General features: G+C 38.6%; 22 protein-coding genes and 1 pseudogene. 17 read left to right on the top strand and 6 right to left on the bottom strand.

All coding sequences use genetic code 11. The annotated features are described in order from the left end of the window. The first annotated feature begins 81 nt into the window (after positions 1 to 81). A pseudogene (locus IGI80_RS07425) lies at positions 82 to 698 on the top strand (nitroreductase family protein). Positions 699 to 885: 187 nt separating this feature from the next. Continuing rightward, the gene (locus IGI80_RS07430) at positions 886 to 1899 is read left to right on the top strand and encodes a lipoate--protein ligase (RefSeq protein WP_002389569.1); all 1014 of its coding nucleotides are present in this window, start codon (positions 886 to 888) and stop codon (positions 1897 to 1899) included. 70 nt (positions 1900 to 1969) lie between these two features. Here IGI80_RS07430 and IGI80_RS07435 read toward each other — a convergent pair whose 3' ends face one another. Both IGI80_RS07435 and IGI80_RS07440 read right to left on the bottom strand, forming a co-directional pair. Further along, on the bottom strand, positions 1970 to 2824 hold the full coding sequence (locus IGI80_RS07435) for a M48 family metallopeptidase (RefSeq protein WP_438723438.1): 855 nt from the start codon (positions 2822 to 2824) through the stop codon (positions 1970 to 1972). A gap of 182 nt (positions 2825 to 3006) precedes the next feature. After that, a complete protein-coding gene (locus IGI80_RS07440; RefSeq protein ID WP_002355470.1) occupies positions 3007 to 3342 on the bottom strand; it encodes a hypothetical protein in 336 nt (111 codons plus the stop codon). 115 nt (positions 3343 to 3457) lie between these two features. Here IGI80_RS07440 and IGI80_RS07445 point away from each other — a divergent pair, with 115 nt between their 5' ends. The 8 genes from IGI80_RS07445 to IGI80_RS07480 all read left to right on the top strand — a co-directional run bounded on the left by IGI80_RS07445 (position 3458) and on the right by IGI80_RS07480 (position 10893). Further along, positions 3458 to 3742: a hypothetical protein gene (locus IGI80_RS07445; RefSeq protein ID WP_002382953.1), complete on the top strand. Its 285-nt coding sequence runs from the start codon at positions 3458 to 3460 to the stop codon at positions 3740 to 3742. A gap of 4 nt (positions 3743 to 3746) precedes the next feature. After that, entirely contained in the window at positions 3747 to 4682 is a 936-nt protein-coding gene (locus IGI80_RS07450) for a LacI family DNA-binding transcriptional regulator (protein ID WP_002355472.1), read from the top strand. Positions 4683 to 4852: 170 nt separating this feature from the next. Further along, entirely contained in the window at positions 4853 to 5449 is a 597-nt protein-coding gene (locus tag IGI80_RS07455; protein WP_002355475.1) for a nitroreductase family protein, read from the top strand. Positions 5450 to 5491: 42 nt separating this feature from the next. Then, positions 5492 to 6337: a VOC family protein gene (locus IGI80_RS07460; protein WP_438723158.1), complete on the top strand. Its 846-nt coding sequence runs from the start codon at positions 5492 to 5494 to the stop codon at positions 6335 to 6337. Between the two features lie 128 nt (positions 6338 to 6465). Further along, a complete protein-coding gene (locus tag IGI80_RS07465) occupies positions 6466 to 7227 on the top strand; it encodes a DeoR/GlpR family DNA-binding transcription regulator (protein WP_002371456.1) in 762 nt (253 codons plus the stop codon). Positions 7228 to 7239: 12 nt separating this feature from the next. Beyond that, positions 7240 to 8640 (top strand): M24 family metallopeptidase, encoded by a 1401-nt coding sequence (locus IGI80_RS07470; protein ID WP_438723160.1) that lies wholly within the window; start codon positions 7240 to 7242, stop codon positions 8638 to 8640. Between the two features lie 87 nt (positions 8641 to 8727). Next, positions 8728 to 9378, top strand: a complete 651-nt coding sequence (locus IGI80_RS07475) for a uracil-DNA glycosylase (RefSeq protein WP_438723162.1) — start codon at positions 8728 to 8730, stop codon at positions 9376 to 9378. 174 nt (positions 9379 to 9552) lie between these two features. Then, on the top strand, positions 9553 to 10893 hold the full coding sequence (locus IGI80_RS07480; RefSeq protein ID WP_438723164.1) for an MATE family efflux transporter: 1341 nt from the start codon (positions 9553 to 9555) through the stop codon (positions 10891 to 10893). 24 nt (positions 10894 to 10917) lie between these two features. Here the strand turns inward: IGI80_RS07480 and IGI80_RS07485 are convergent, their stop codons facing one another. Continuing rightward, the gene (locus tag IGI80_RS07485; protein WP_438723166.1) at positions 10918 to 12744 is read right to left on the bottom strand and encodes a M3 family oligoendopeptidase; all 1827 of its coding nucleotides are present in this window, start codon (positions 12742 to 12744) and stop codon (positions 10918 to 10920) included. Between the two features lie 127 nt (positions 12745 to 12871). Here IGI80_RS07485 and IGI80_RS07490 point away from each other — a divergent pair, with 127 nt between their 5' ends. From IGI80_RS07490 to IGI80_RS07500, 3 genes are all read left to right on the top strand, one after another. After that, positions 12872 to 13381: a VanZ family protein gene (locus IGI80_RS07490; RefSeq protein ID WP_002366143.1), complete on the top strand. Its 510-nt coding sequence runs from the start codon at positions 12872 to 12874 to the stop codon at positions 13379 to 13381. A 130-nt stretch (positions 13382 to 13511) separates the two neighbouring features. Next, on the top strand, positions 13512 to 14240 hold the full coding sequence (locus tag IGI80_RS07495; RefSeq protein WP_002361233.1) for a YebC/PmpR family DNA-binding transcriptional regulator: 729 nt from the start codon (positions 13512 to 13514) through the stop codon (positions 14238 to 14240). A 52-nt stretch (positions 14241 to 14292) separates the two neighbouring features. Beyond that, positions 14293 to 14763 (top strand): C-GCAxxG-C-C family protein, encoded by a 471-nt coding sequence (locus tag IGI80_RS07500; RefSeq protein WP_002384891.1) that lies wholly within the window; start codon positions 14293 to 14295, stop codon positions 14761 to 14763. A gap of 75 nt (positions 14764 to 14838) precedes the next feature. On the opposite strand, the gene IGI80_RS07505 is transcribed toward IGI80_RS07500, so the two are convergent. Then, positions 14839 to 15012, bottom strand: a complete 174-nt coding sequence (locus IGI80_RS07505; RefSeq protein WP_002355495.1) for a hypothetical protein — start codon at positions 15010 to 15012, stop codon at positions 14839 to 14841. Between the two features lie 112 nt (positions 15013 to 15124). Beyond that, positions 15125 to 16099, bottom strand: a complete 975-nt coding sequence (locus IGI80_RS07510; RefSeq protein WP_002379097.1) for a ring-cleaving dioxygenase — start codon at positions 16097 to 16099, stop codon at positions 15125 to 15127. A 30-nt stretch (positions 16100 to 16129) separates the two neighbouring features. Here IGI80_RS07510 and IGI80_RS07515 point away from each other — a divergent pair, with 30 nt between their 5' ends. Further along, positions 16130 to 16702: an alpha/beta hydrolase gene (locus IGI80_RS07515; protein WP_002358653.1), complete on the top strand. Its 573-nt coding sequence runs from the start codon at positions 16130 to 16132 to the stop codon at positions 16700 to 16702. Positions 16703 to 16768: 66 nt separating this feature from the next. Here IGI80_RS07515 and IGI80_RS07520 read toward each other — a convergent pair whose 3' ends face one another. Continuing rightward, positions 16769 to 18295 (bottom strand): UDP-N-acetylmuramoyl-L-alanyl-D-glutamate--L-lysine ligase, encoded by a 1527-nt coding sequence (locus IGI80_RS07520; RefSeq protein ID WP_010777405.1) that lies wholly within the window; start codon positions 18293 to 18295, stop codon positions 16769 to 16771. A 203-nt stretch (positions 18296 to 18498) separates the two neighbouring features. Between IGI80_RS07520 and IGI80_RS07525 the strand changes: the two genes are divergently transcribed. From IGI80_RS07525 to pepV, 3 genes are all read left to right on the top strand, one after another. Next, a complete protein-coding gene (locus IGI80_RS07525) occupies positions 18499 to 20148 on the top strand; it encodes a putative polysaccharide biosynthesis protein (protein WP_002364837.1) in 1650 nt (549 codons plus the stop codon). 108 nt (positions 20149 to 20256) lie between these two features. Next, the gene (locus IGI80_RS07530) at positions 20257 to 20991 is read left to right on the top strand and encodes a pseudouridine synthase (RefSeq protein WP_002355501.1); all 735 of its coding nucleotides are present in this window, start codon (positions 20257 to 20259) and stop codon (positions 20989 to 20991) included. A gap of 133 nt (positions 20992 to 21124) precedes the next feature. Further along, entirely contained in the window at positions 21125 to 22540 is a 1416-nt protein-coding gene (gene pepV, locus IGI80_RS07535) for a dipeptidase PepV (RefSeq protein WP_002358655.1), read from the top strand. Positions 22541 to 22677: the final 137 nt, after the last annotated feature.

Raw genomic sequence — 22677 nt, forward strand, 5'->3', positions numbered from 1 at the left:
TAAAAAGTGCGTACTTTTTTTCTCCATCATAGTGAGTAATAATAACTATGTCAAGTAAGGCAAGAGGAAGGAAGAAGAAATATGATGTATCAAGATGTTGTTCGCAGCCGCCGCTCAGTTCGGGATTTTATGCCAGATGTTGAGATTCCTAAAGAGGAATTAATGGCCATAATTGAGGAAGCGATGTTCGCGCCAAATAGTACCAATTTAAATTCATGGCGTTTTTTAATTGTCACAGAAAAAGAACAAAAAGAAGCCCTTTACGAAGTTTCGATGCAACAACCAGCAGTTAAAGGGGCAGCGGCGGTGATTATTTTATTAGGTGATTTGACTGCTTATACAGTGGCCAATGCAGATGAAATCAGTGCTAAAGCTGTCGCACAAGGAACGATGACGGAAGAAATTCGTCAAGGAATTAATGAAAATGTTTCTTGGTACTATGATGTTAGCGAAGAACAAAAAAGAGAGTGGCTAATGTTAGACCAAGGCTTAGTTGCAATGCAGCTGATGCTTTCTGCAAAGATCGAGGCTATGATACTGTGGCGATGTCTGGGTTTGAAACGGAAGCTGTTCGCAAGTTATTTAATATTGAGGATCATTTAGTGAACGGACTGATTATTCCGATTGGCAAAGCTCAAACACCCGGCTTTGAAACAGTCCGACGAGATGTTTCAGAAGTAGTAACTTGGTTAGACTAAAAAGCTAAACAGTTCTGTAACTGCTGTTTATTAGATTTTGAGCGTGGAACAAACATCCAAAGTGATTGTTGTCCCACGTTCTTTTTTTTGTTGATCATCCTCTTTTGAGAATGGCCAGAGAAGACGTTTAGTGAACCAATTTTGAAAGAAAGTGATACACTAGAAGAAAAAGAAGTGGGGCGACCTTATGCGTTATGTCATAATGCAGTCACGAGATATTCGTGAAAATTTAGCAACGGAAGATTATCTATTAAACACTCTCTCTTTTGAAGAGCCCTTAGTGTTGTTTTATATTCAGGAACCCTGTGTTATTTTAGGCCGAAATCAAAATGCTTATGAAGAAATTGACTTAGCTTATGCTAGAGAGAAGGGAATCGTTATTACTCGCCGTTTATCGGGCGGTGGTGCTGTTTATGATGATCTCGGGAATGTCAGCTTTAGTTTTGTTGTTCAGGAAGGACATCAAGCTTTTGGGGATTTTAAAGCGTTCACTAAACCAATTATTGAAGCATTACATAAAATGGGCGCAACGGGGGCCGAGATTAGCGGTCGCAATGATTTATTAATTGATGGGAAAAAATTTTCTGGCAATGCCATGTATACAAAAAAGGGGAAGATGTATACTCATGGTACCTTGATGTATGATGTTGATTTGGCAGAAGTTCAACGTGTCTTAACTGTTTCTAAGAAAAAAATTGAATCAAAAGGGACAAAATCTGTTCGGGGACGCGTAACCAATTTACGGCCGTACTTAGACGAAAAATATCAACAATTAACCATTGAGGAATTTCGCAATCGTTTACTGATGGAGCTCTTTGATGTCGAATCTCTAACTGAAATTGCTGAGAAAGAATATGTCCTAACCAAAGCAGATCAACAGGAAATTAGGAAATTGGTCGCTGAAGTGTATGGCAATGAAGCTTGGATTTTTGGTGAAGCGCCTAAATTTACGATCAAAAAAGAAGAAAAGTTTAAAGGCGGCATTGTGGATGCACGTTTGACTGTTGAAAAAGGTAAAATAATTGAGTTAACGATTTATGGTGATTACTTTGCCAAAAAAGAAACAGCGGAAATCGTTGCAGCTTTATTAGGTGTGGACTATCAGTATTCATCAATTTGGCAAGCATTAGCAGCGTTTAACTTTGAAGACTACTTTGTAAATATCACCAAAGAAGAATTTGTTCATTTATTGGTGGATTAATAAACGTGCTGGGACAAAAGTTAAAGAATCTTTTGTCCCAGCACGTTTATTTAATGATGGTTGGCTCTTGCTAGAAAAATTTTCCATGAACATCCCAATTGCCAGTATCTTTGGCTTTTTTCAATGTTTGCATTCGACGGAAGCCAACAGGATGATCGGATAAGAAGTTACTCAATTTAAGCCAGATGGTATCATCATGTAAATCAATACTGTGAAAGTATTCTTCTAAATCCACACGACTGCCCATATATTTTCCTGAAAATAAATAAATCATGCTTAAAGCACCTTCTTCTGCGTAGTATAAACCTGCGCGATCAGCGGTATATTCTTGCGTTCTTGTAAAACTTTTATCTAACACAACTGGTTTCAAAATAATGGATAACATTAGCCGCCATAAATTAGTGTGCCCACATTTATGGTGTCCTAGCTCGTGTGCCAAAATAAAGCGAATCAGCGAAAAATCGCCTGTATTGTACGCGATGTCCAACAAATCACTGTGAATGACAACATAGCGTCTGTGTAAAGAGCATTTTGCCGCAAAAGCGTTTAAGACACCATTCCCGTTGATTAAATAAAGACGTGGCATCCTTAATTTTTTAGTGCCAAAGCCCATTTCTTTTGCTAAATCAATATACAAGGAATAAATTTCTGGTAACTGATTTTCTGTAATTTCCACTCCGTTAGAAGCAGTATCCATGTACATATAACGAATGGTAAAAAAAGCAATGACTGGCGCAATTGGTGCAATTAAGACAATTAATAACCAGTCAGGAATCGGCAAATCACTCAATATCAATAAAGCAACTAACCCCAATGCTAAAAACAATAAAACAAAACCAATGATAATCATTGGTACTTCAAAACGATAACGTAACTTAGCAACAGAAATTTCTTTCTTTTTTTCCTGCGGTTGACACATAAACATTCCTCCCCAAACATTTCCCAAACACTTTTTCAAATAAAATGACTTATCTGTTACTTCTAATATACCATTGGTTAATCGATAATGACAATGGTGGGAACTTGAATAAAGGTAATTATATCAAGTGATTAATGAAAGGGACTCGTTGTACGCGGGGAATTGGTCTATCTTGGTTAAATAAAATTTTAATAATCTAACTGTTTTAGACGTAATAAAGTAGTTTCTGGAGTTAATTTTTTAATAACATACAAACGCAAAATCGCATGTTCAATTTTTTGTTCTTCTGGCGATAGCTCCGAATTTATATAGGATAACTTCTCGATTAAATAGGTTAAAAATGAGCCAGCGCCTTGGCTACCCACTAAAAAGCCCATTTCTTCCGTTTCGGTTAATTGTTGTTTTTTTAAGTGGTAAATTTCTTGTGCAAGTGCCCCCGAGATAATGATTTCATCCGTTTGCTTGTTCAAATTCGTTAGTAAGTCGCTTTTTGTTGCTACTGTAACAGTTTCCATTGCACTCATCCTTTGCTTTTATATGATACATCTAGTATAACATGGTCTCACTTTTTTTTATTTTTCCTCTTGCTCTGGTACGCGTTTCATAAGGTAAGCTAGGTGTATCAAAATATTGGAGGGCATGAAAATGAATGTTATAGTGGAGATAAGCGATAGACTTGGTATGGATTACTATTTTGTCTCGGTGACTACGACGGCCAAAAGTCTGCAGTTAGATAGTCCCAAAAAATACTATAAGATTTGGCATCAAGAAATTCCGTACCATCAGATAACGGAGTGGCACTTGACACAGCAGGAGGATATTCAGGAAATTTCTTTTGCTTGGCAGGAGACCTTTTATCGTTTTGTTGATTACGGGACAGGGATTGTGCCTTATTTAACTCAATTTTGTAAAGTAATGAGGTGAAAGTATGACAACAATTCGAGAAATTGCGCGCCTTTCAGGATCTTCAGTTACGACTGTTTCGCGTGTGATTAATCATCATCCTTATGTTTCTGAAGAAAAACGACTGAAAATCCAAGCAATTATCGATGAGTTGGGCTATAAGCCCAATATATTAGCGAGAAATCTTAGCTTTGGGAAAAGTAATACATTAGGTGTCATGGTTCCTTATACGAATCAACCTTATTTTGATGCTATTTTAAGTGGGATTATCCACCAAGCATTTCAACAAGGGATGATGGTCAGTTTATTACCAACGGATTATGATAAAGAAGTTGAAAAAAGTTACTTGGAAAAAATGGCCACGGGTGCGTTTGATGGCATGATTGTTTTGTCAAAGGCAAATCCTTTAAGTGTGTTTGCTCCATATAAAGAGCAAGTTGTTTTTTGTGAAAAAATAGAAGACCCTAGTTATGCTAGTATCTATATCGATCGTTTAACCGTTTATCGGCGGGTCTTCCAAGCATTGAAACAACAAGGATGTAGTGAAGTGGCAATTACGATTAACCGTGCACCAGAAAAAAGTACAAGCGCACGCTATTTAGTTGACGCATATCAGGAAATTTATGGAGTGATTCCTGAAAATCGGTTATTTAAGGACTGTTTAACCTATGAAGATGGGTGTGAAGTAGGACGACACTGCGGGCAAGATCCAACGCTCCAGGCGGTTGTGACCAACGGTGATGAAATTGCCGCAGGGATTCAAGCCGTTATTGAAAGACCACTCTTTTTAGTGGGACAGGAACAAACTTTATTAAGTGAAATTTTAAATTTTTCAACAATCTGTCATCCATTAATGGAATTAGGGGAAAAAGCCACACACTTATTTCAAGAAAAACGGCCGAAAACGATTCAATTGACTTCTACATTTATTAATCGACAACCAGATTTTTCTTTTTCTTAGAAAAAAGCTGGTTGTTTTTTCTTTGGTAGAATAAGGTTTTTCGCTAAAAAATAAAAAAACTTACAAAAAGTAAGACAAAAAGCTTTACTTACTTTTAGTAAGGTAGTATAGTAAGCATGTAAACAAAATTAAATGAATTTACTGAGGAAATTCGAAAGGATGAACATATTATGTCAAAATTTACTGAAATGATGAAAAACCGTCGTTCAATCTATGCTTTAGGAGAAAACTTACCAATTTCAAAAGAAGAAGTAACTGCTTTAGTAAAAGAAGTTGTTAGAGAAAGTCCAACAGCTTTTAACTCTCAAACACAACGCGTTGTGTTCTTATTCGGCGATGCTCACAAAAAATTATGGGCAATGACTGAAGATGCCTTAAAACCATTAACTCCAGCAGAAGCATTTCCAAACACACAAGCTAAATTACAAGGTTTTGCAGCTGGTGCGGGCACAATTTTATTCTTTGAAGATACAGATATCGTGAAAAACTTACAAGATAGCTTCCCATTATATGCGGATAACTTTCCTGTTTGGTCTGAACAAGCAACTGGTTTAACACAAGCAAACGTTTGGACTGCCTTAGCGCAAGAAAATATTGGCGCAAACTTACAACACTACAACCCAGTCATTGACGAAGCGGTTGCTGCAGAATGGTCAATTCCTGCAAACTGGAATTTACGTGCACAAATGGTCATTGGTTCCATTGAAGCGCCAGCTGGCGAAAAAGAATACATGGAAGATAGTGCTCGTTTTAAAGAATTCAACTAAATCATTGCTTTAGTAAAATGAAGAGGAGAGGAGTGAAAGCAAATGGTTCAAGCATTACCAAGTAATATTGGGATTCAACAAGTCACTTTGAAAGTGGCTGATTTAGATAAAATGGTAAACTTTTATACGAAAACAATTGGCTTAAAACTTTTAAAACAAGGAGAGGGACGTGCTTGGCTAGCGCCACAAGGCACCAACGATGCAATTCTTGTCTTAAAAGAACTAACAGCTGGGGAAGAAAATCAGGGTACCACTGGCTTGTACCATATTGCTTTCCTGCTACCAACCCGCAAAGATTTAGGCAATATGTTGCTGTGGCTTTTGCAGGAAAATGTGCAAATTGGCGCAGCAGATCATGGCTATAGTGAAGCCCTTTACTTAAGTGATCCAGAAAATAATGGCATCGAAATTTATTGGGATAAACCAGAAGAAGTCTGGGATATTCGTTCAAATGGTGAAATTATCGGTGTGACAGAAGAATTAGACGGTGATAGTTTAGCTGCAGAAGCTGACGGTCACTGGCTAGGAATTTCCGAAGGTTCTAAAATTGGGCACATTCATTTGAAAGTGGCCGATTTAGATACCACTGAAACGTTCTATAAAAACTTAGGGTTTGGCTTAAAGTCTAACTTTGGTCAACAAGCGAAGTTTTTTGCAGCGGGTCAGTATCATCATCATATTGGGACAAATACATGGAGCGGCAAACAGCTGCCAACGATTCAAGAAAATCAATTTGGCTTAGAAAATTACACCTTCCGTTTGCCAACTGCGGCAGATTTAGAGATAGTCCAAGCCAATGCGGAAGAAGCAAAGTTACATTTTATTGCCAAAGATCATTTACTTGCGTTAGAAGATCCTAGTGGCATGATTATTCAATTTACCTATTAAAACCACTCTCAAACTAGCCCTTCGTTAGAAAATGAAGGACTAGTTTTTTTGTCTTGTTTGCATTATTTTGCATTTGTTTGCAAAATAATGCAAAAGGTGCTATCTTTACTTAGAAGAGGTGAGGAAACATGTTGATTGAAGAACGTTTAGCCAAGATTCAAAAAATAGTGAATGAACAAAAAAGTATTTCCATGGAAGCGTTAGCGGAGCAAGTCTCCGTTTCAAAAGATACTATTCGGCGAGATTTAATTCGTTTAGAAAAGGAAGGACATTTAAAGAGAACGCACGGTGGCGCTATCTCAGTTCAGTCTGAAGCAACTATTTACGATTATGCTCAACGAATAGTGAAGCATCCAGAGAAAAAACAAGCCATTGCCCAAAAAGTTTGGGCAAATATTCCCAAACAAGCGTCCATTTTTTTTGATTCATCAACCACGGTGGAAGCAGCTATTCGAGCGATGGAAAATAGTCCGATTCACGCGATCACGAACTCTCTCAGTCATGCGCTACTTCTAGCGCAAATGGATCAAACAAAAATTACAGTATTACCTGGGCAACTGCATAAACAACAACTCTTTTTGTTTGGGGCAGAAACAGTCGCTAAGGTTGGGGAATTTGCCCCCGACTATACATTATTAGGTGTGTTTGCGTTATCTGAACAAGGATTATTTATTCACACAGAAGAAGAAGGTCAAGTCAAACGGCGAATGATTCAACAAGGCAAACAAGTCATTGCCTTAGCAGACCAAACGAAATTAAACAAAACAGGTTTATTTAAAATTTGTGAATTAACAGAAATTGATTGTTTAGTGACAGATACACGACCTGATGAAAAATTCTGTGAGCAGTTAGCGCAAGCAGGCGTAACGTTGATTGTCGCAGATGAATAATGGAGGATAATAATGAAGCGAAAAATTAATTATACACATATTGCTGAACCTACTGTTTTTGAGAATGTTTTTCCAACGTATTTGACGAATGAAACGATGATGGCGCGTAAGCAGAAAGTATTACAACGAATGAAAACAGAAAAATTCGATCAATTGGTTTTCTATGCAGACAAAGAGCATGGCAGTAATTTTGAATACTTAACTGGCTTTATTCCGAGGTTTGAAGAAGGACTCCTTGTGTTAAATAAGGATGGTATGGCGACACTTATTTTAGGTAATGAAAATTTAAAACTGTGCCAACATGCCCGCATCTCAGCCGATTTAATTCATTATCCAGCTTTTTCGCTACCTAATCAACCAATGGCTGGAGAACAAAAGTTGGCGCAGATTTTTGAAACGCTTCTCGATGAAACAGCTCAAAAAATAGGTATCGTTGGTTGGAAAATGTTTACGACACAACAGCAAGAACCCGCTACTATGTTTGATGTGCCACATTTTATTGTCGAAGCACTGAAAAAAGCGCTACCGAAAGAAGCTCGTTTACTAAATGGGACCCACTTATTGATTGGAGCAAAGGGGGCCCGCACAACAAATAATGCCAACGAATTGGCGCACTATGAATATGGGGCGAATTTGGCTTCTCGCAGTATGTTAAAGGCCTTAAATGCAATTGAAGTAGGACAGCGTGAAACGGACATTGGGGCTTTGTTAAATGATGAAGGTCAAACGCCGACGGTAGTAACCATTGCGGCAACTGGTCAACGTTTTGAATATGCAAACATGTATCCGACTGCCAAAGAAATTCAGTTAGGTGATGCCTTGTCATTAACTACAGGCTACAAAGGCGGCTTGTCTAGCCGAACAGGTTTTGTTATTGAAAACGAGCAGCAATTGCCAGAAGCGCAACGTGATTATTTAGAACGCGTAGCAAAACCCTATTTTCAAGCTGTCGTTCACTGGCTTGAAACCATTCGAATCGGACTGTTAGGACGAGAAATGTACCAAGCGATTGAAGAACAGTTACCAAAAGAAATCTATCACTGGCATTTGAATCCTGGGCATTTAGTTTCGGATGATGAATGGATGTCGTCGCCTATTTATCCAGATTCAGCCATTCGCTTGGAAAGTGGCATGCTCTTTCAAGTGGATATTATTCCTTCTGTACCTGGTTATACAGGGGTGAGTGCAGAAGAATGTGTGGCTTTGGCTGATGAAACATTGCAAAAAGAGATTCAGCAAACTTATCCAGACATGTGGCAACGGATTGCGACACGCAAAGCCTATTTAAAGGAGACATTAAAGATCGATTTACCATCGGAGGTTTTACCAATGTCTAATTTAGTTGGTTACTTACGGCCTTTTTATCTAGCTAAAGACAAAGCTTTGTGTGTAGAAAAACCAGCTCCTAAATGAGTAGGTCCCTTTTTTTGAGTTTCTTTTGGGTCCTATTTATAATTAATATAGCGAAGGAAGAACACCAGAAGAGAGGCGTGATGGTAAATGCACTATCCTGAACATCTGAAAAAAGTAGTTTTAGCTAAAGCAAAAGACTTACCATTAGAAGGTTTTGTGGAAGGTCAAGGTCCGCAACAGCCAAAAGTGATGCTGATTGGGGAAGCCCCTGGAAAAGAAGAAATTAAAGAAAACGTACCATTTATAGGGCGTTCAGGTCAATTGTTGATGGAACAATTACAACAAGTTGGCTTAAGTCGTGAAACGGTGTATATCACCAGTGCGGTTAGGAGTCGGCCTTTTTCTGTAAAAACGAAGCAGATTGCAAAAACGGGAGAAAGAGTAACCAAGTTTCCTAATCGAACGTCAACCAAAGAAGAAATCAAAATTTTTGCGCCTTTGCTTGATTGGGAAATCGCTGTTTGCCAACCTGAACTAATTTTGACACTGGGGAATATTGGGTTGCAACGACTTTTAGGACCAAAGCCAACAATCACTGCAGTGCACGGAACGGTCATTCAGTCGCCCATTCAAACATTTGATGAGCAATCCCAAAACTATCATTGGACGCAGAAAACCTATCAAATCATTCCACTCTTCCATCCAGCGGCTGTCTTTTATAATTATCGTTTAAAAGAAGTCGTGAAAGAAGATTGGCAAGTAGTTCAAAAACAACTGCAACTGCTTAAGAAAGTTTAAAATGAGAAAAATAGAAGGATGGTTGTTTTTTCGAAGAGAGAATGCTACCCTAGAAGTATCAATAAATAGACAGATTATTTAATCGCTGGGTTGAATAATTGAAGGATTCTGATTTTTGCGTAAGCCTTGAAGCAAAAAGAATGAGTCCTTTTTTTGTTAGAAGGAGATTTGGGTATGGAGCAAACACAGCAAAACCATTTTACTGCGTTGTTTTATAAAAATGTTCTGTTAGGAATTTTAAGTATGGCGGCGCAATCAATTTTTATTTTGGCGGACACATTTTTCATTGCAAATGGGATCGGCACCGAGGCGTTGGCGGGGCTTAACATTGTCTTACCACTCGTTAATATTATTAATGGATTAGGTTGGATGTTTGGCGTTGGCGGCGCTACGTTGTTTTCGACCACGGTTGCGCAAAAAGAAATTAAAAAAGCCAATCAGTATTTTAGTTTAACGATTGGGTTAGTTTTCGTTATAGGGAGTCTCTTTACTTTAGCGAGCTTGATTTTTTCCGATCAAATTATTCGGGGGCTTCAGGGGACAGGTGTCTTGTTTGGTTTGGCAAAGGAATATTATATGATTTACCTTAGCTGTTCATTATTATTTATTTTAAACAATTGCCTGATTACTTTTTTAAGAAATGACCATAATCCTCGTTTGGCAACGATTGCTTTTGTCAGTGGGGGAATTGTCAATATTATTTTGGATTATGTCTTTATTTATCAATTTGGCTGGGGCATGGCAGGCGCGGCCATTGCAACGGTGATGTCACCTTTAACAAGCTTAATCCTGATTACGTTGCATAAGTGGTCGCCGCAACGAGTTTTACGTTTTGAAAAGTTTAAAGTGAAATTTCAGGATGTTCGAGAAATTATGTCGATTGGTTTTTCCTCCTTTTTAAATGAATTTTCTTCGGCCTTTGTCATGTTTTTATTTAATATTGTTTTGTTAAACTTAGTTGGTCATGTGGCGATTTCAGCTTATGCGATTGTTGCCAACCTCAATATTATTGTGATTGCCATTTTTACAGGGATTGGGCAAGGGGCGCAACCATTACTCAGTCGATACTATGGTTTAGGGGAAACGAAGGTGTTGCGTAAATTTGTTAAACTTAGCGTTATTACGTACTTGGTCGCCGGCTTCCTGTTCTTTTTAATCAGTCAAGTGTTTACGGGACAAATTATTGAGGTCTTTAATAGCGAAGGGAACGACCAGTTGGCGCAAATTGCTAGGACAGCCATCCGCTTATATGCGATTTCCTTCTTGTTTACAGGATTGAATTTTATGGGGATTTATTACTTTTCGGCAGTTCGTAAACCGAAAATGGCGCTAATGATTTCCTCTTTGCGTGGGTTCTTTTTAATTGTGCCAGTTTTATTTATTTTGGTGAAATTACTAGGATTAACCGGTGTTTGGTTAGCCATGCCAGTAGTTGAATTTGTTACGTTTGGACTAATGCTTGTGGGCTACTTTGCGTATCGAAACTATTTGAAAAAAAGAGAAGCAGTAACCTGATGTTGGTTACTGCTTCTTTTTTGCTTAGTTTACATAGTTTTCAGTTAAAGTCATGAATTGTTCCACATCTTTTAGGACTTGATCAATGCCGGCTTGCCAGAAATCAGGTTTTGTTAAGTCAACATTTAAATGTTTTTTCGCTAATTCTTCGCTTGTCATCGAAGCAGTGTCTCTTAATAACGCAATGTATTGGTCTTCAAAAGAGCTGCCTTGTTGATTGGCATACGCATAGATACCCATGCTGAATAGATAGCCAAAAGTATATGGGAAATTATAGAAAGGCACATCATCAATAAAGAAGTGCAATTTGCTCGCCCAGAAATGAGGATGATAACTGCCAAGACTATCTTTGTAGCTTTCTTTTTGCGCCGCTAACATTAATTCAGTAATATCTTCTTCCGCTACTAAACCTTTTTGGCGCGCTTGATAAAAATTATTTTCAAAGATAAAACGCGCATGAATGTTCATAAACATGGCAATGGCATTTTGCATTTTTGTGTCTAAAAGGTTAATCTTTTCAACGTCTGATTTGGCCTCTTTTAAGGTGGCGTCAGCAACAATCAATTCTGCAAAGGTACTAGCCGTTTCTGCTACGTTCATGGCATACTCTCGATTCAATGAAGGTAAATCCCACATCACGCTACTATGGAAAGCGTGACCTAATTCATGGGCTAAAGTAGCTACTTCGTTGATTGAATTGCCAAAGGTCATGAAAATCCGTGACTCTTGTGTTTCAGGTAATTCTGTACAATACCCCCCAGGACGTTTGCCTGGACGATCTTCAGCTTCAATCCAACTTTTTTCAAAAGCCATTTGGGCAAAATCGGCCATTTTCGGACTGAATTTACGGAAATTTTCTAAAATAAAGGCAGCGGCTTGATCAAAGGAATACGTTTTTTCTTCTAAATCACCTAAAATAATTGGTGCATCTTGGTCTTGCCAATCCATTTTTTCTTTGCCGAATAATTGCGCTTTGCGCGTTAGAAAGTCGACGAATGGTTGTTTATTTTTTTGGATGGTTTCCCACATAACCGTTAATGTTTCTTGACTCATTCGATTATAGTTTAAGGGATTTTCTAAATAATCTGTAGTGCCATGCAATTTGTAATCAGATAAACGGAACCCATCTAAGTGATTTATGGTGTCTGCTAAAATTGAAGCTTTGCCACTCCAAGCTTTCTCCCAGGCTGTAAACAAACGTTGACGAACCTCTTTGTCAGGATCTCCCATCATGCGGTTAAAGGCTTGGCCTGCAGATAGTTCTGTCACAGAGCCATCTTTTTCTTCAAAAGGAATCACGATGGAAGCAACAATCGTATCGTAATGTGTACTCCAAGCATTTAATCCATCTAGAGAAAGCGTATTGATGATATTTTCTTCTTGTTCGGAAAGCAGTTTTTTTCCATCACGGCGTAATTCATTTAAGCGAAAAGCCATTGTTTTGAACGGTTCTTCGGCTAACAGGGCTTGCCAATGTTCTGCTGAAATCTCGGTGATTTTTTTAGTAAAAATGGTTTCAGCTAATTGAATCGCTGGCAACAGATTGTATAAATCGCCTGATAAAATTTTGGCCTTGGTATCATTAGTATTAGCAGAAATTAAAGCAGTTAAAAAACTATTACATTGTGAAAAGCCATTTGAGATTTTCCCTTGTAACGTTAAGATTTCAGCAAATTGTTCTTTGCCTTGGGCACTTTCTGGTGTCCATTCTGTGATTAATTGATGGTACTCTTTTGTCTGTTCGGTTAATTGAGTCATTCGTTGGCTAAGTTCTTTGGACTCGCTCCCATTGGGGAAAATACTGTCTAAATCCCATGTAATAGAATAGGTCATATCCAATCCTTCTTTCATTTTTTTCTTTTCAGTATATCATAAGACCTAAGAGAAGTTGTTTCTTTTTCCCTCGAAACCGACTATAATAAAAAAGAATTTTCCGTGGCAGGCACGGGGCAACTTGAAACCAAGAAAAGAGGATTATATGAAAAATTATTTGAAAGATAGTAATTTATATTTAGTCATTGCGTTTGTAATTATGGCCATTTTATTTTTCAGTTCATCACAGACGTATGAACAGCAATCACAAGTTGGTCTTTTAGATAAACTTCTGAGCAGTCATCCTTTTGAAGAACAATTAAAAAACATTTCTTTTCAATATGCTGGCAGTGAAGTGAGCATTCAAGCTAGTGGTTATAGTAAATTTGTTGAATTTTTTATTCGTAAGGGAGCCCATTTTGGTACGTATTTTCTATTAGGTGGTAGTTGGTTTATTGGATTAGTGCCAAGAATCAAAGGTCTGTTTTTAACAGCTGTTGTTTCCTGGCTAGCTGCTACTGGCTATGCAGGTTTAGATGAATTTCATCAAATGATCACAGGCGGAAGGACCCCTCTTTTTCAAGATGTTATGTTGGATGCCATGGGTGCTTTGACAGCCATCGTTATTTGTTTGGTGGTTCATGGTTTGAAGAAAAATAAAAAAAGAAGACGCTAATTTAGAAGAGCTTCGTTTATTCGTCAGAAAGATGGATAAGCGAGGGTCTTTTTTTGGTAGCGCTTGTTCCTAACTGAAAAGAAGAGTAGAATAAAGGAGAATAGTAACGAAAAGTCAGGAGGAATCAAGGATGTCAGGACACAGCAAATGGAGCAACATTCAAGGGCGTAAAAATGCGCAAGATGCCAAACGTGGGAAAATTTTCCAAAAAGTTTCAAGGGAAATCTATATGGCGGCAAAAGCAGGTGGCCCTGACCCCGCAATGAATCCTGCTTTACGTTTAGCAGTCGATAAAGCTAAGTCAGCCAATATGCCCAATGATAATATTGCGCGCGCCATAAAAAAAGCCAGTAGTGCTGGTGAAGGGGAACATTATGACGAGGTAACTTATGAAGGATACGGGCCAGGTGGCGTGGCAGTTTTAGTTCATGCACTAACAGATAACCGCAACCGAACGGCCACCAATGTTCGCGTCGCGTTTACTCGAAATGGTGGCTCTTTAGGTGAAACGGGTTCGGTGAATTATATGTTTGATCGTAAAGGCTATATTGTCATTAAGCGAGAAGATCATGCAATTGAGGAAGACGACATGCTAGAAGTCGTTTTGGAAGCAGGTGGCGAGGATTTAGAAACATCACCAGAAGTATTTGAAATTTACACAGCACCAGAAGATTTTACAGCGGTTCGCGATGCTTTAGAACAAGCAGGTTATTCATTAGCACAAGCTGAATTAACAATGGTTCCGCAAACCTTACTAACCTTGAACGATGAACAAAAAGCGCAATTAGAGCGCTTGGTTGACAAGTTAGAAGACGATGATGATGTGTCAGAAGTATTTACCTCTGCAGAAAATCTATAAAATAAAGGGATGCTTGGCGTCCTTTTATTCATAAAATGAAAGCGGATACAGAATGGAGGGCATTTTGAAAAAGAGAATTTGTTTACAAGCAATCAGGGAAGAAGCGGAAGCCTATTATCGTAACGGTGATTTTTATTGCTCGGAAGCGATTGTGGCGACCATTCGGCAACACTTTGATGCGGAGATTCCCATTGAAGCTGTGGCCATGGCTTCTGGGTTTCCTGTAGGTGTTGGAGGAGCGAAGTGTATTTGTGGTGCTCTTTCAGGCGGGGTTATGTGTCTGGGCTACTTTTTTGGTCGGACAGAAGCCAAAGGAGAACAAGTAAATAAAACGATGGCTTTAGCCAACGAATTGCATCAAAGTTTTCGACAAAAGCATCGAGTAGTTTGCTGCAGTATTTTGACAAGTAAAATGACGATGGGTTCACCTGAGCATATGGAACAATGCATTGGCTTTACTGGAGAAATCGCTGAAACAACCGCAAAAATTATTGCACGAGAACTTGCTTACGAATTAGTCTAGTAAAAAATGAGAGAGGAGCAACCAGATTCATTCACCTGAATCTGGTTGCTCCTCTCTCATTTAATGCGTAATCAATTAACCAAGTACTTTTTCATAAGCTTCCACTTGAGATAAGACACGTTGGAGCTGTAATTCATTTTCAATATAGTTGATTGAATTACCTAAATCTTCTTGGCGGTTTGTTTCTAAACGATCGACTTCTTTTTTTGCTTCGTTCAATAAGTGTAGAACTTCTTCCTTAGATAACATGTACTCACCTCCTTGCGCAGTTCATCTACTATTAGTGTACTCCTTTTTTTCAAAAAAGGGCAATAATAGGATATTAAAAAACAAAAATAGCGGTCCTAACCGCTATTTTTGTTTACTCATGGCGTTGTTGTGCTAAAATCGCTTCGATTCGTTCTCTTTGATCTGCCAAAAAGTGAGGCAAATAAAGGGGGATTTCATCAAAGTTTGAGCTTTGATTTTCATAGGCTTCGGCATCTAGCAGGCCTTTTTGTGTGGCTACTTCAAATAATAAGTGGTTCGGTTCTCTAAAATACAATGATTTGAAAAATTCACGGTCTTTAATCCCTGAGTTTGTAAAATTCTTTTCATCCAACAGGCTGTCAACTTGCGTTAATTCTTGCGTATCTTCCACCCCAAAGGCGACGTGATGAACGCCACCAATCCCTTCAATGGCAAGCGGATTGGTACGGTCATCAATGATATGCACCTCTTGATAAAACTGTGGATGATGATTTTCCAGAACGGTTACTTCATGCGCAGTTTCAAAAAAAGGTACTGTTTCTTTTTCATGCCAATGTAAATAATCCACTAAAGGTTGTTTGGTAGCTGCGGCATATTGGACGCGTAATTGAATTGCATCAATGCCTAAAATTGCATGTTCTACTGGAATTTCGGAATGCTCAGCTGGAAAATAATCTTCCGCATTTTCAAATTCACGTAACGGAACAAGCGCCATTTGCGTATTATCGGGCGCTTCAAAACGCAAAATTGGGTGTTGGTTAAATGTTTCCACACCATAGTGGCAGATACCCGCTTGCTCAAGACGTTCTGCCCAAAAATCCAAAGAGGCGCGCGTTGGTACTTTTAAAATAGTTCGTTCAATTGTATTTGTCCCAAAGGATTGATCTTGGCCATCATTCAATTCAAAAAAAGTTAATTCGGTACCTGTTCGTTGCTCATTATCTGAGAAAAACAAGTGATACATGGTGTGGTCATCTTGGTTGATCGTTTTCATTAGTAATTTTAATCCCAGTGTATTATGATAGAAGTCAAATGTAGGCTTTATCAATCGATTTAAAATAGAGATGTGATGAATTTGTGCATACATAGTAAAATTCCTTTCTTGGAGGTTTATTAAATGAAACAATTTTTTCAAAAAGGGTCGAAACCTAATCAATTAGTTGTCGCTTTCCATGGTACTGGTGGCAATGAATATCAATTATTAACCACCATCGCAACCCTTTATCCAGAAGCGAGTGTTCTAAGTTACTTAGGGACAGAAGGTGTAGGCGAACAGCGACGCTTTTTTGCGCCATTAGTCAATGGAGCATTACCTCGTGCTAACTTTGATGAGCGAGTGACTGCGTTTCTAGAAGAAGTTTGGCAACCGCAAAAGTTATACGATGAAGTTATTTTTATAGGGTACTCTAACGGTGCCAATTTTATTTTAGGCCTGTTAGAAAAGAACCCGACTATTGCTAACACTGTTATTTTACTGCATCCAAGCAATTTAGGCTATCAATATGTATCTGGTGAGTTTGCGACAAAAGTGATTGTCACAACAGGGGCTCAGGATGAGTTGAGTATTCCGGGACAAGTTCTTTCTTTAGCTAACCAATTAAAGAAACATTTTCCAGTTGACTTTTTACTAGTGGATGGCGGTCATGGGTTATCGGAAGAAGAAGTAACGAAAATAAAAGAAGTTCTTTAAAAAACAAGCTGCAACCTTTGTTGATAAGTGGTTGCAGCTTGTTTTTTTCATGTGTGTTTAAATGATTTAGTTCTTTTTATTAATGAAAGCTTCCGCAAGGGCAAAGTCTCCTGCGTAAGGTTCATCTACGCCGTTTACTTTTTGATAAAGGTCGGCGCCTTTACCAGCTAAGACAATCGCATCATCAGCCGTTGTGCTTAAAGATAATGCGTGAGCAATTGCTTCGCCACGATCTAAAACGGTGTAAACAGGCATTTCTTTGGTAATATGGGTTTGAATTTCTTGGCAAATTTTTGCTGGATCTTCACTGGCTGGGTCATCGGTTGTTAGGACTGCAACATCAGCCAATTCAGAAAGAACCCTACCAAAGTCTTTGCGGCGAGAAATCGCTTTGTCTCCCGTGCTACCGACAAGAACAATTAAGCGGCCGTCAGGATGTTCTTCACGGACAAAGGTTAAAAGATTCTTCAAACTGTCATAGTTATGAGCGTAATCAACATAGACGGTTGCACCATTGGTATTCGTTAAAGATTCCATCCGGCCAGGGACGGTGGTTGCTGCGATCCCTTGTTGACACTCTTCTTTTGAAGCTCCCACAAGGACACTAGCAATCGCCGCACTTAACGCATTACCTTTGTTAAAATCACCACCTAAACGAAGGTGATAAGAGCCGGCCAATCCTAACGCATCTGCAGGACTTTCAACGATAAAACGTAAGGAATCCTCTGAAGAAACAGCGAATGAATAGTCAACTTCTGAAGCTGGCTGACTGCCATAGACAATGGCAGGGACTTTTTGCTGTTGTGCAGTTTCTTTAAGTAATGGAAAATAATCAGCTTCGTGATTCAACACAATGACTTTAGAATGTGTAATCAATTGACGTTTGCAATAAAAGTAATCGTCAAAGGTTGGATGTTCAATTGGACTGATATGGTCGGGGGTAATGTTTAAAAAAATGCCGACATCAAAAAATAACTTGTAGACACGATTAGTTTTGTAGGCTTGGGAAGAAACTTCCATAATAAAATGAGTCATCCCGTTAGCAACAGCGGTTGCCATCATTCGATACAAGTCCAAAGATTCGGGTGTAGTCAAGGCAGATTTAAAGAATGTTTTGCCATCTAATGTCGAATTCATGGTAGAAAGCAAGGCTGTTTTTTGTTGTGTAGCAACATCTAAAATATATTTGGTGAAATAAGCCGCTGTTGTTTTACCCTTGGTTCCAGTAAAGCCAATCAGTTTTAATTTATTTTGTGGATAATCATAAAAAGCCATGCTTAACACAGCCATTGCTTTTTTAATGTCAGTCACGATAATTCCTAGTTGCGCCGGAACCTCATAAGGCACCTCAGAAACATAGATTTCTAGGCCGTCTTTTACAGCATTTTCTAAATAGATTTCTTTAAAGTTTAATCCTTTACAAAAAAAGAGTGTTTCTGCTGTTACGTCTCTCGAATCGTAAGAAAGAGCCGTTACTTCTCGTTGACCTAACGTGTCGGAAAGAGTCAAGTGCCAGCCTTCTGGTGAAATAAATTCTTTTAATAAATCTTCTTTTTCTAAGCAATCGCGAATTGCGAATAATGAAATCGTCACTTTTTTTGCCTCCAAACGTTTCAACGAAATTTCAAAACTGATGTCATTATAGCATTATTTTTCTTTTAAAAAAACCATCTCGTTAGCGTGAGAAAATCCATGAGAAATGTTAAAATAGGATAATTCTTCGAGAAAGTCGTTGCATATCCCAAGATGAACAATTAAAATAAAGAAAGCATACTCAAAGAATATTGGAGGACAAAATGATCAATCAACCAAATTCAGTTGATCAACCAATCCTGACGAACCAAGAAAAAATGGTCAAAGGCTCAGCTTGGATGACAGCTAGTAATATTATCTCCCGCATGTTAGGGGCGATTTACATCATCCCCTGGTACGCTTGGATGGGCGAGCACGGAAACGAAGCGAACAGTTTGTTTTCAATGGGGTATACGATTTATGCCTTATTCCTAATGATCTCTACCGCCGGAATTCCAGGTGCGATTGCCAAGCAGACCTCGCATTATAATTCATTGAACGAATATAAAATTAGTCGACAGCTTTTTTATCGTGCCTTACAACTAATGGGTGGCTTAGGTGTGGTTTTTGCTATTGTGATGTATTTGGCATCTCCGGCATTAGCAGCTTTGTCTGGCGGAGGTCCTGAATTAGTTCCAACAATGCGTTCATTAAGTTTAGCCGTTTTAGTTTTCCCAAGCATGAGTGTCATTCGCGGTTATTTCCAAGGAAATCAAGAAATGATGCCCTTTGCTTTATCACAAATTGTTGAACAAGTAGCACGAGTGTTTTACATGTTATTAACTGCTTTTATTATCATGAAAGTCTTTGAAGGTAATTACGTTACAGCGGTGACCCAAGCCACTTTTGCGGCATTTATTGGGATGCTCGCAAGTTTTGCGGTTTTAGGCTATTACATGTACAAACAAAAACCATTATTTGATTATTTAGAAGAACACAGCGCCAATGAACATGAAATTGCTCCAAAAGAGTTATTGATTGAAACTTTTAAAGAGGCGATTCCTTTTATCGTAGTTGGCTCAGGGGTGACGGTCTTTAAACTTGTAGATCAGTTTACTTTCTCAAACTTTATGCGTTTGTTTACGGATTATTCAGATACCCAATTACGAGAGCTTTTCGGTATTTTTAATGCCAATCCGGACAAATTAACCATGATTGTCGTGGCTTTAGCGACTTCGATTTCGGCTACTGGATTACCGTTAATTACAGAAGCGGTCACCTTAAAAAATCACCGTGAATTAGCGCGTTTGATTAGTAATAATTTACAACTTTTTGTGTTTGTAATGTTGCCAGCAACGTTCGGTATGATTGTTTTAGCGCAACCACTATACACTGTTTTTTACATGCCAGATGCTTTAGGTACTTCTTTATTAGTGCAAGCTTGTTACGCTAGTTTATTCTTGGGCTTGTATATGTTAGTGTCAAATATGTTGATGGGGATGTATGAAAATCGTGACGCAATGCGTTATTTAGGAATTGGTTTAGCAGTGAAATTAATCGTGCAATTCCCCGCAATCCGTTTATTTGAAGTTTACGGTCCGTTATTAGCAACGATGATTGGCTTTACGGTTTCTTGCGTATTGATTCTAAGAAGAATTCGCCAAGTGACACGTTTTAATTACAAATTAACCTTACGGCGAACATTGTTAATGTTCTGTATTACAGTCATCATGATGATTATCGCTTTGATTTTCCGTCAGTTCTTGTATCTATTTTTAGATCCAACTAGACGTTTCCAAGCCTTCATTATCGTTGTAATTGTGGCTGCTGCAGGAGGCGCTTTTTATGGCTATTCGGTCTTGAAGATTCGCTTAGCTGATCGTTTATTAGGGAAAAATGCCGCAAAATTACGTGCAAAATTCAATATTAAATAATAGCTGATTGAACTCCTTTCAGCAGATTCTCTTAAGAGACAAGGCTTGAGACATCGATCGATTCGATTTATGTCCCAAGCTATTTTTTTAAAGGAAAGAGGAATGACGATGCGTTTAGATAAATTTTTAGCCGATGTTGGTATCGGTAGTCGTAAAGAAATCAAACAATTGTTAAAGAAAAAAGTCGTTACGGTGAATGGTGACGTCGTAAAAGAAGCCAAAACACAAGTAAATGAAGAAACAGATCAAATTGCCTTGATGGGAGAAATTCTTACGTATCAGAAATTCTTTTATTACATGTTGCATAAACCACAAGGTGTCATTTCTGCGACGGAAGATCAGCGAGATGAAACGGTAATTGACTTGTTAACTGATCAGGATTACCGTGCCGACTTGTTCCCAGTTGGTCGCTTGGATAAAGATACCGAAGGCTTGCTTCTGTTAACAAATGATGGCCAGTTAGCGCATCAATTATTATCGCCTAAAAAGCATGTGGATAAAGAATATTTAGCTGAAGTTGAGGGACTTGTGACAGCGGAAGATTGTCAACTGTTTGCGCAAGGATTTGCCTTGAAAGATGGAGAAATGGTTAAACCAAGTCGCTTAGTCATTGAGACGATCAATGAGGAAGAAGGGACTTCCGTAGTCCGTTTAGTGATTCAAGAGGGAAAATTCCATCAAGTCAAACGGATGTTAGCCACTGTAGGCAAACCTGTGACGTATTTAAAACGATTACGAATGGGCGAACTATGGTTAGATGAAACGTTAGAACTAGGGGAATATCGGCCCTTAACAGAAGCCGAATTACAACAACTACAACCTAAACAATCATACCTCAATTAAAATAAACAAAAACCCAGCCCTTTCTGCGGAAAAGATAAAAAATTTCTCGAAAAATAGTGTCGGGTTTCTTTCTTTTTCTGCATAAAATGGTATGATTGACTATGTAGAACTTTATGAATAGGAGTGACAACAAATGACAATTGATTGGACAAAAGAAGTCGAAGCACGTAAAGACGACTTATTAGAAGATTTACAAAACTTATTACGGATCAACAGTGAACGGGATGATGCGCAAGCAACACCTGAAGCGCCCTTTGGACCTGGACCAGTTGCTGGCTTAAAACACATGTTAGCGTATGGTGAACGTGATGGCTTTACGGTGAAAAATGTCGACAATTACGCTGGGCATATTGAATATGGCGAAGGCGACGAAACATTAGGAATTTTTGGTCATATGGACGTTGTTCCTGCTGGTGATGGTTGGGAAACAGATCCTTATGAACCAGTCATTAAAGATGGCAAAATTTATGCACGTGGTGCAAGCGATGATAAAGGCCCAAGTATGGCTGCTTATTACGCAATGAAAATTATCAAAGAATTAGGCTTACCCGTGTCTAAAAAAATCCGTTTCGTAGTAGGAAGTGACGAAGAAAGCGGCTGGGGCGATATGGATTACTATTTCCAACATGAAGAAGCGCCAGACTTTGGTTTCTCACCAGATGCTGAGTTCCCAATTATTAATGGGGAAAAAGGAAATGTGACTATTCGTTTAACTTTCCGAGGCGGTAACGGCGCTGATTATAAATTAGAAAGCTTCAAATCTGGTTTACGTGAAAACATGGTTCCGGGAACAGCAGATGCTGTTGTAACGGCTGCTTCAGCAGACGAAGCGGCTTCATTAGCTGCTAGCTTTGAAACATTCATCAAACAAGAAGCAAAAATTTCAGGTAACGCAGAACTTTCAGATAAAACAGTGACTTTCCATGTAGTTGGTAAAGGTGCTCACGGTGCTAGCCCACAATCTGGAATTAACGCAGCGACTTTCTTGGCAACTTTCTTAAATGATTACAGCTTTGCAGAAGGCGCATACAGCTTTATTAATACCATTGCTGAATTTATCCATGAAGATTTTTATGGCGAAAAATTAGGTGTGGCTTTTGAAGACGAAAAAATGGGTAAATTGACAATGAACGCTGGGATTGTTAACTTTGATCCAGAAAATCCTGAAAATAGCTTAGTAACATTAAACTTCCGCTATCCAAAAGGAACTTCAGCAGAAGAATTACAAGCAAAAGTTCAAGCAACAGTCGGTGAAACGGTCACTGCAACACAAGGAGATCGCAACCAAGAACCGCATTATGTACCAGTTGATGATCCATTGGTGGCAACGTTACTACAAGTTTACGAAGACCATACAGGCGAAAAAGGCCAAGAACAAATCATTGGTGGCGGTACTTATGGCCGCTTATTAAAACGTGGTGTTGCCTATGGCGCAATGTTCCCTGGCTACACAGACACAATGCACCAAGCCAACGAATTTATGGAATTAGATGACTTATTCCGAGCAGCTGCTATTTATGCAGATGCGATTTATCGTTTAGCGAAGTAAAGTAAAAAAGCTGTTTTCGATTTTCGAAAACAGCTTTTTTTGCAATTTTTGCCTTTTAAAAACCCAAAATCAGAACCGTCAATTTACTGAAAATTTCTTGCAAATCAAAGGATCCCACGATACGATAAATAGGAGAA

It is taken from the genome of Enterococcus sp. DIV1420a, assembly GCF_051712165.1.
Classification (GTDB): Bacteria; Bacillota; Bacilli; order Lactobacillales; family Enterococcaceae; genus Enterococcus; species Enterococcus faecalis.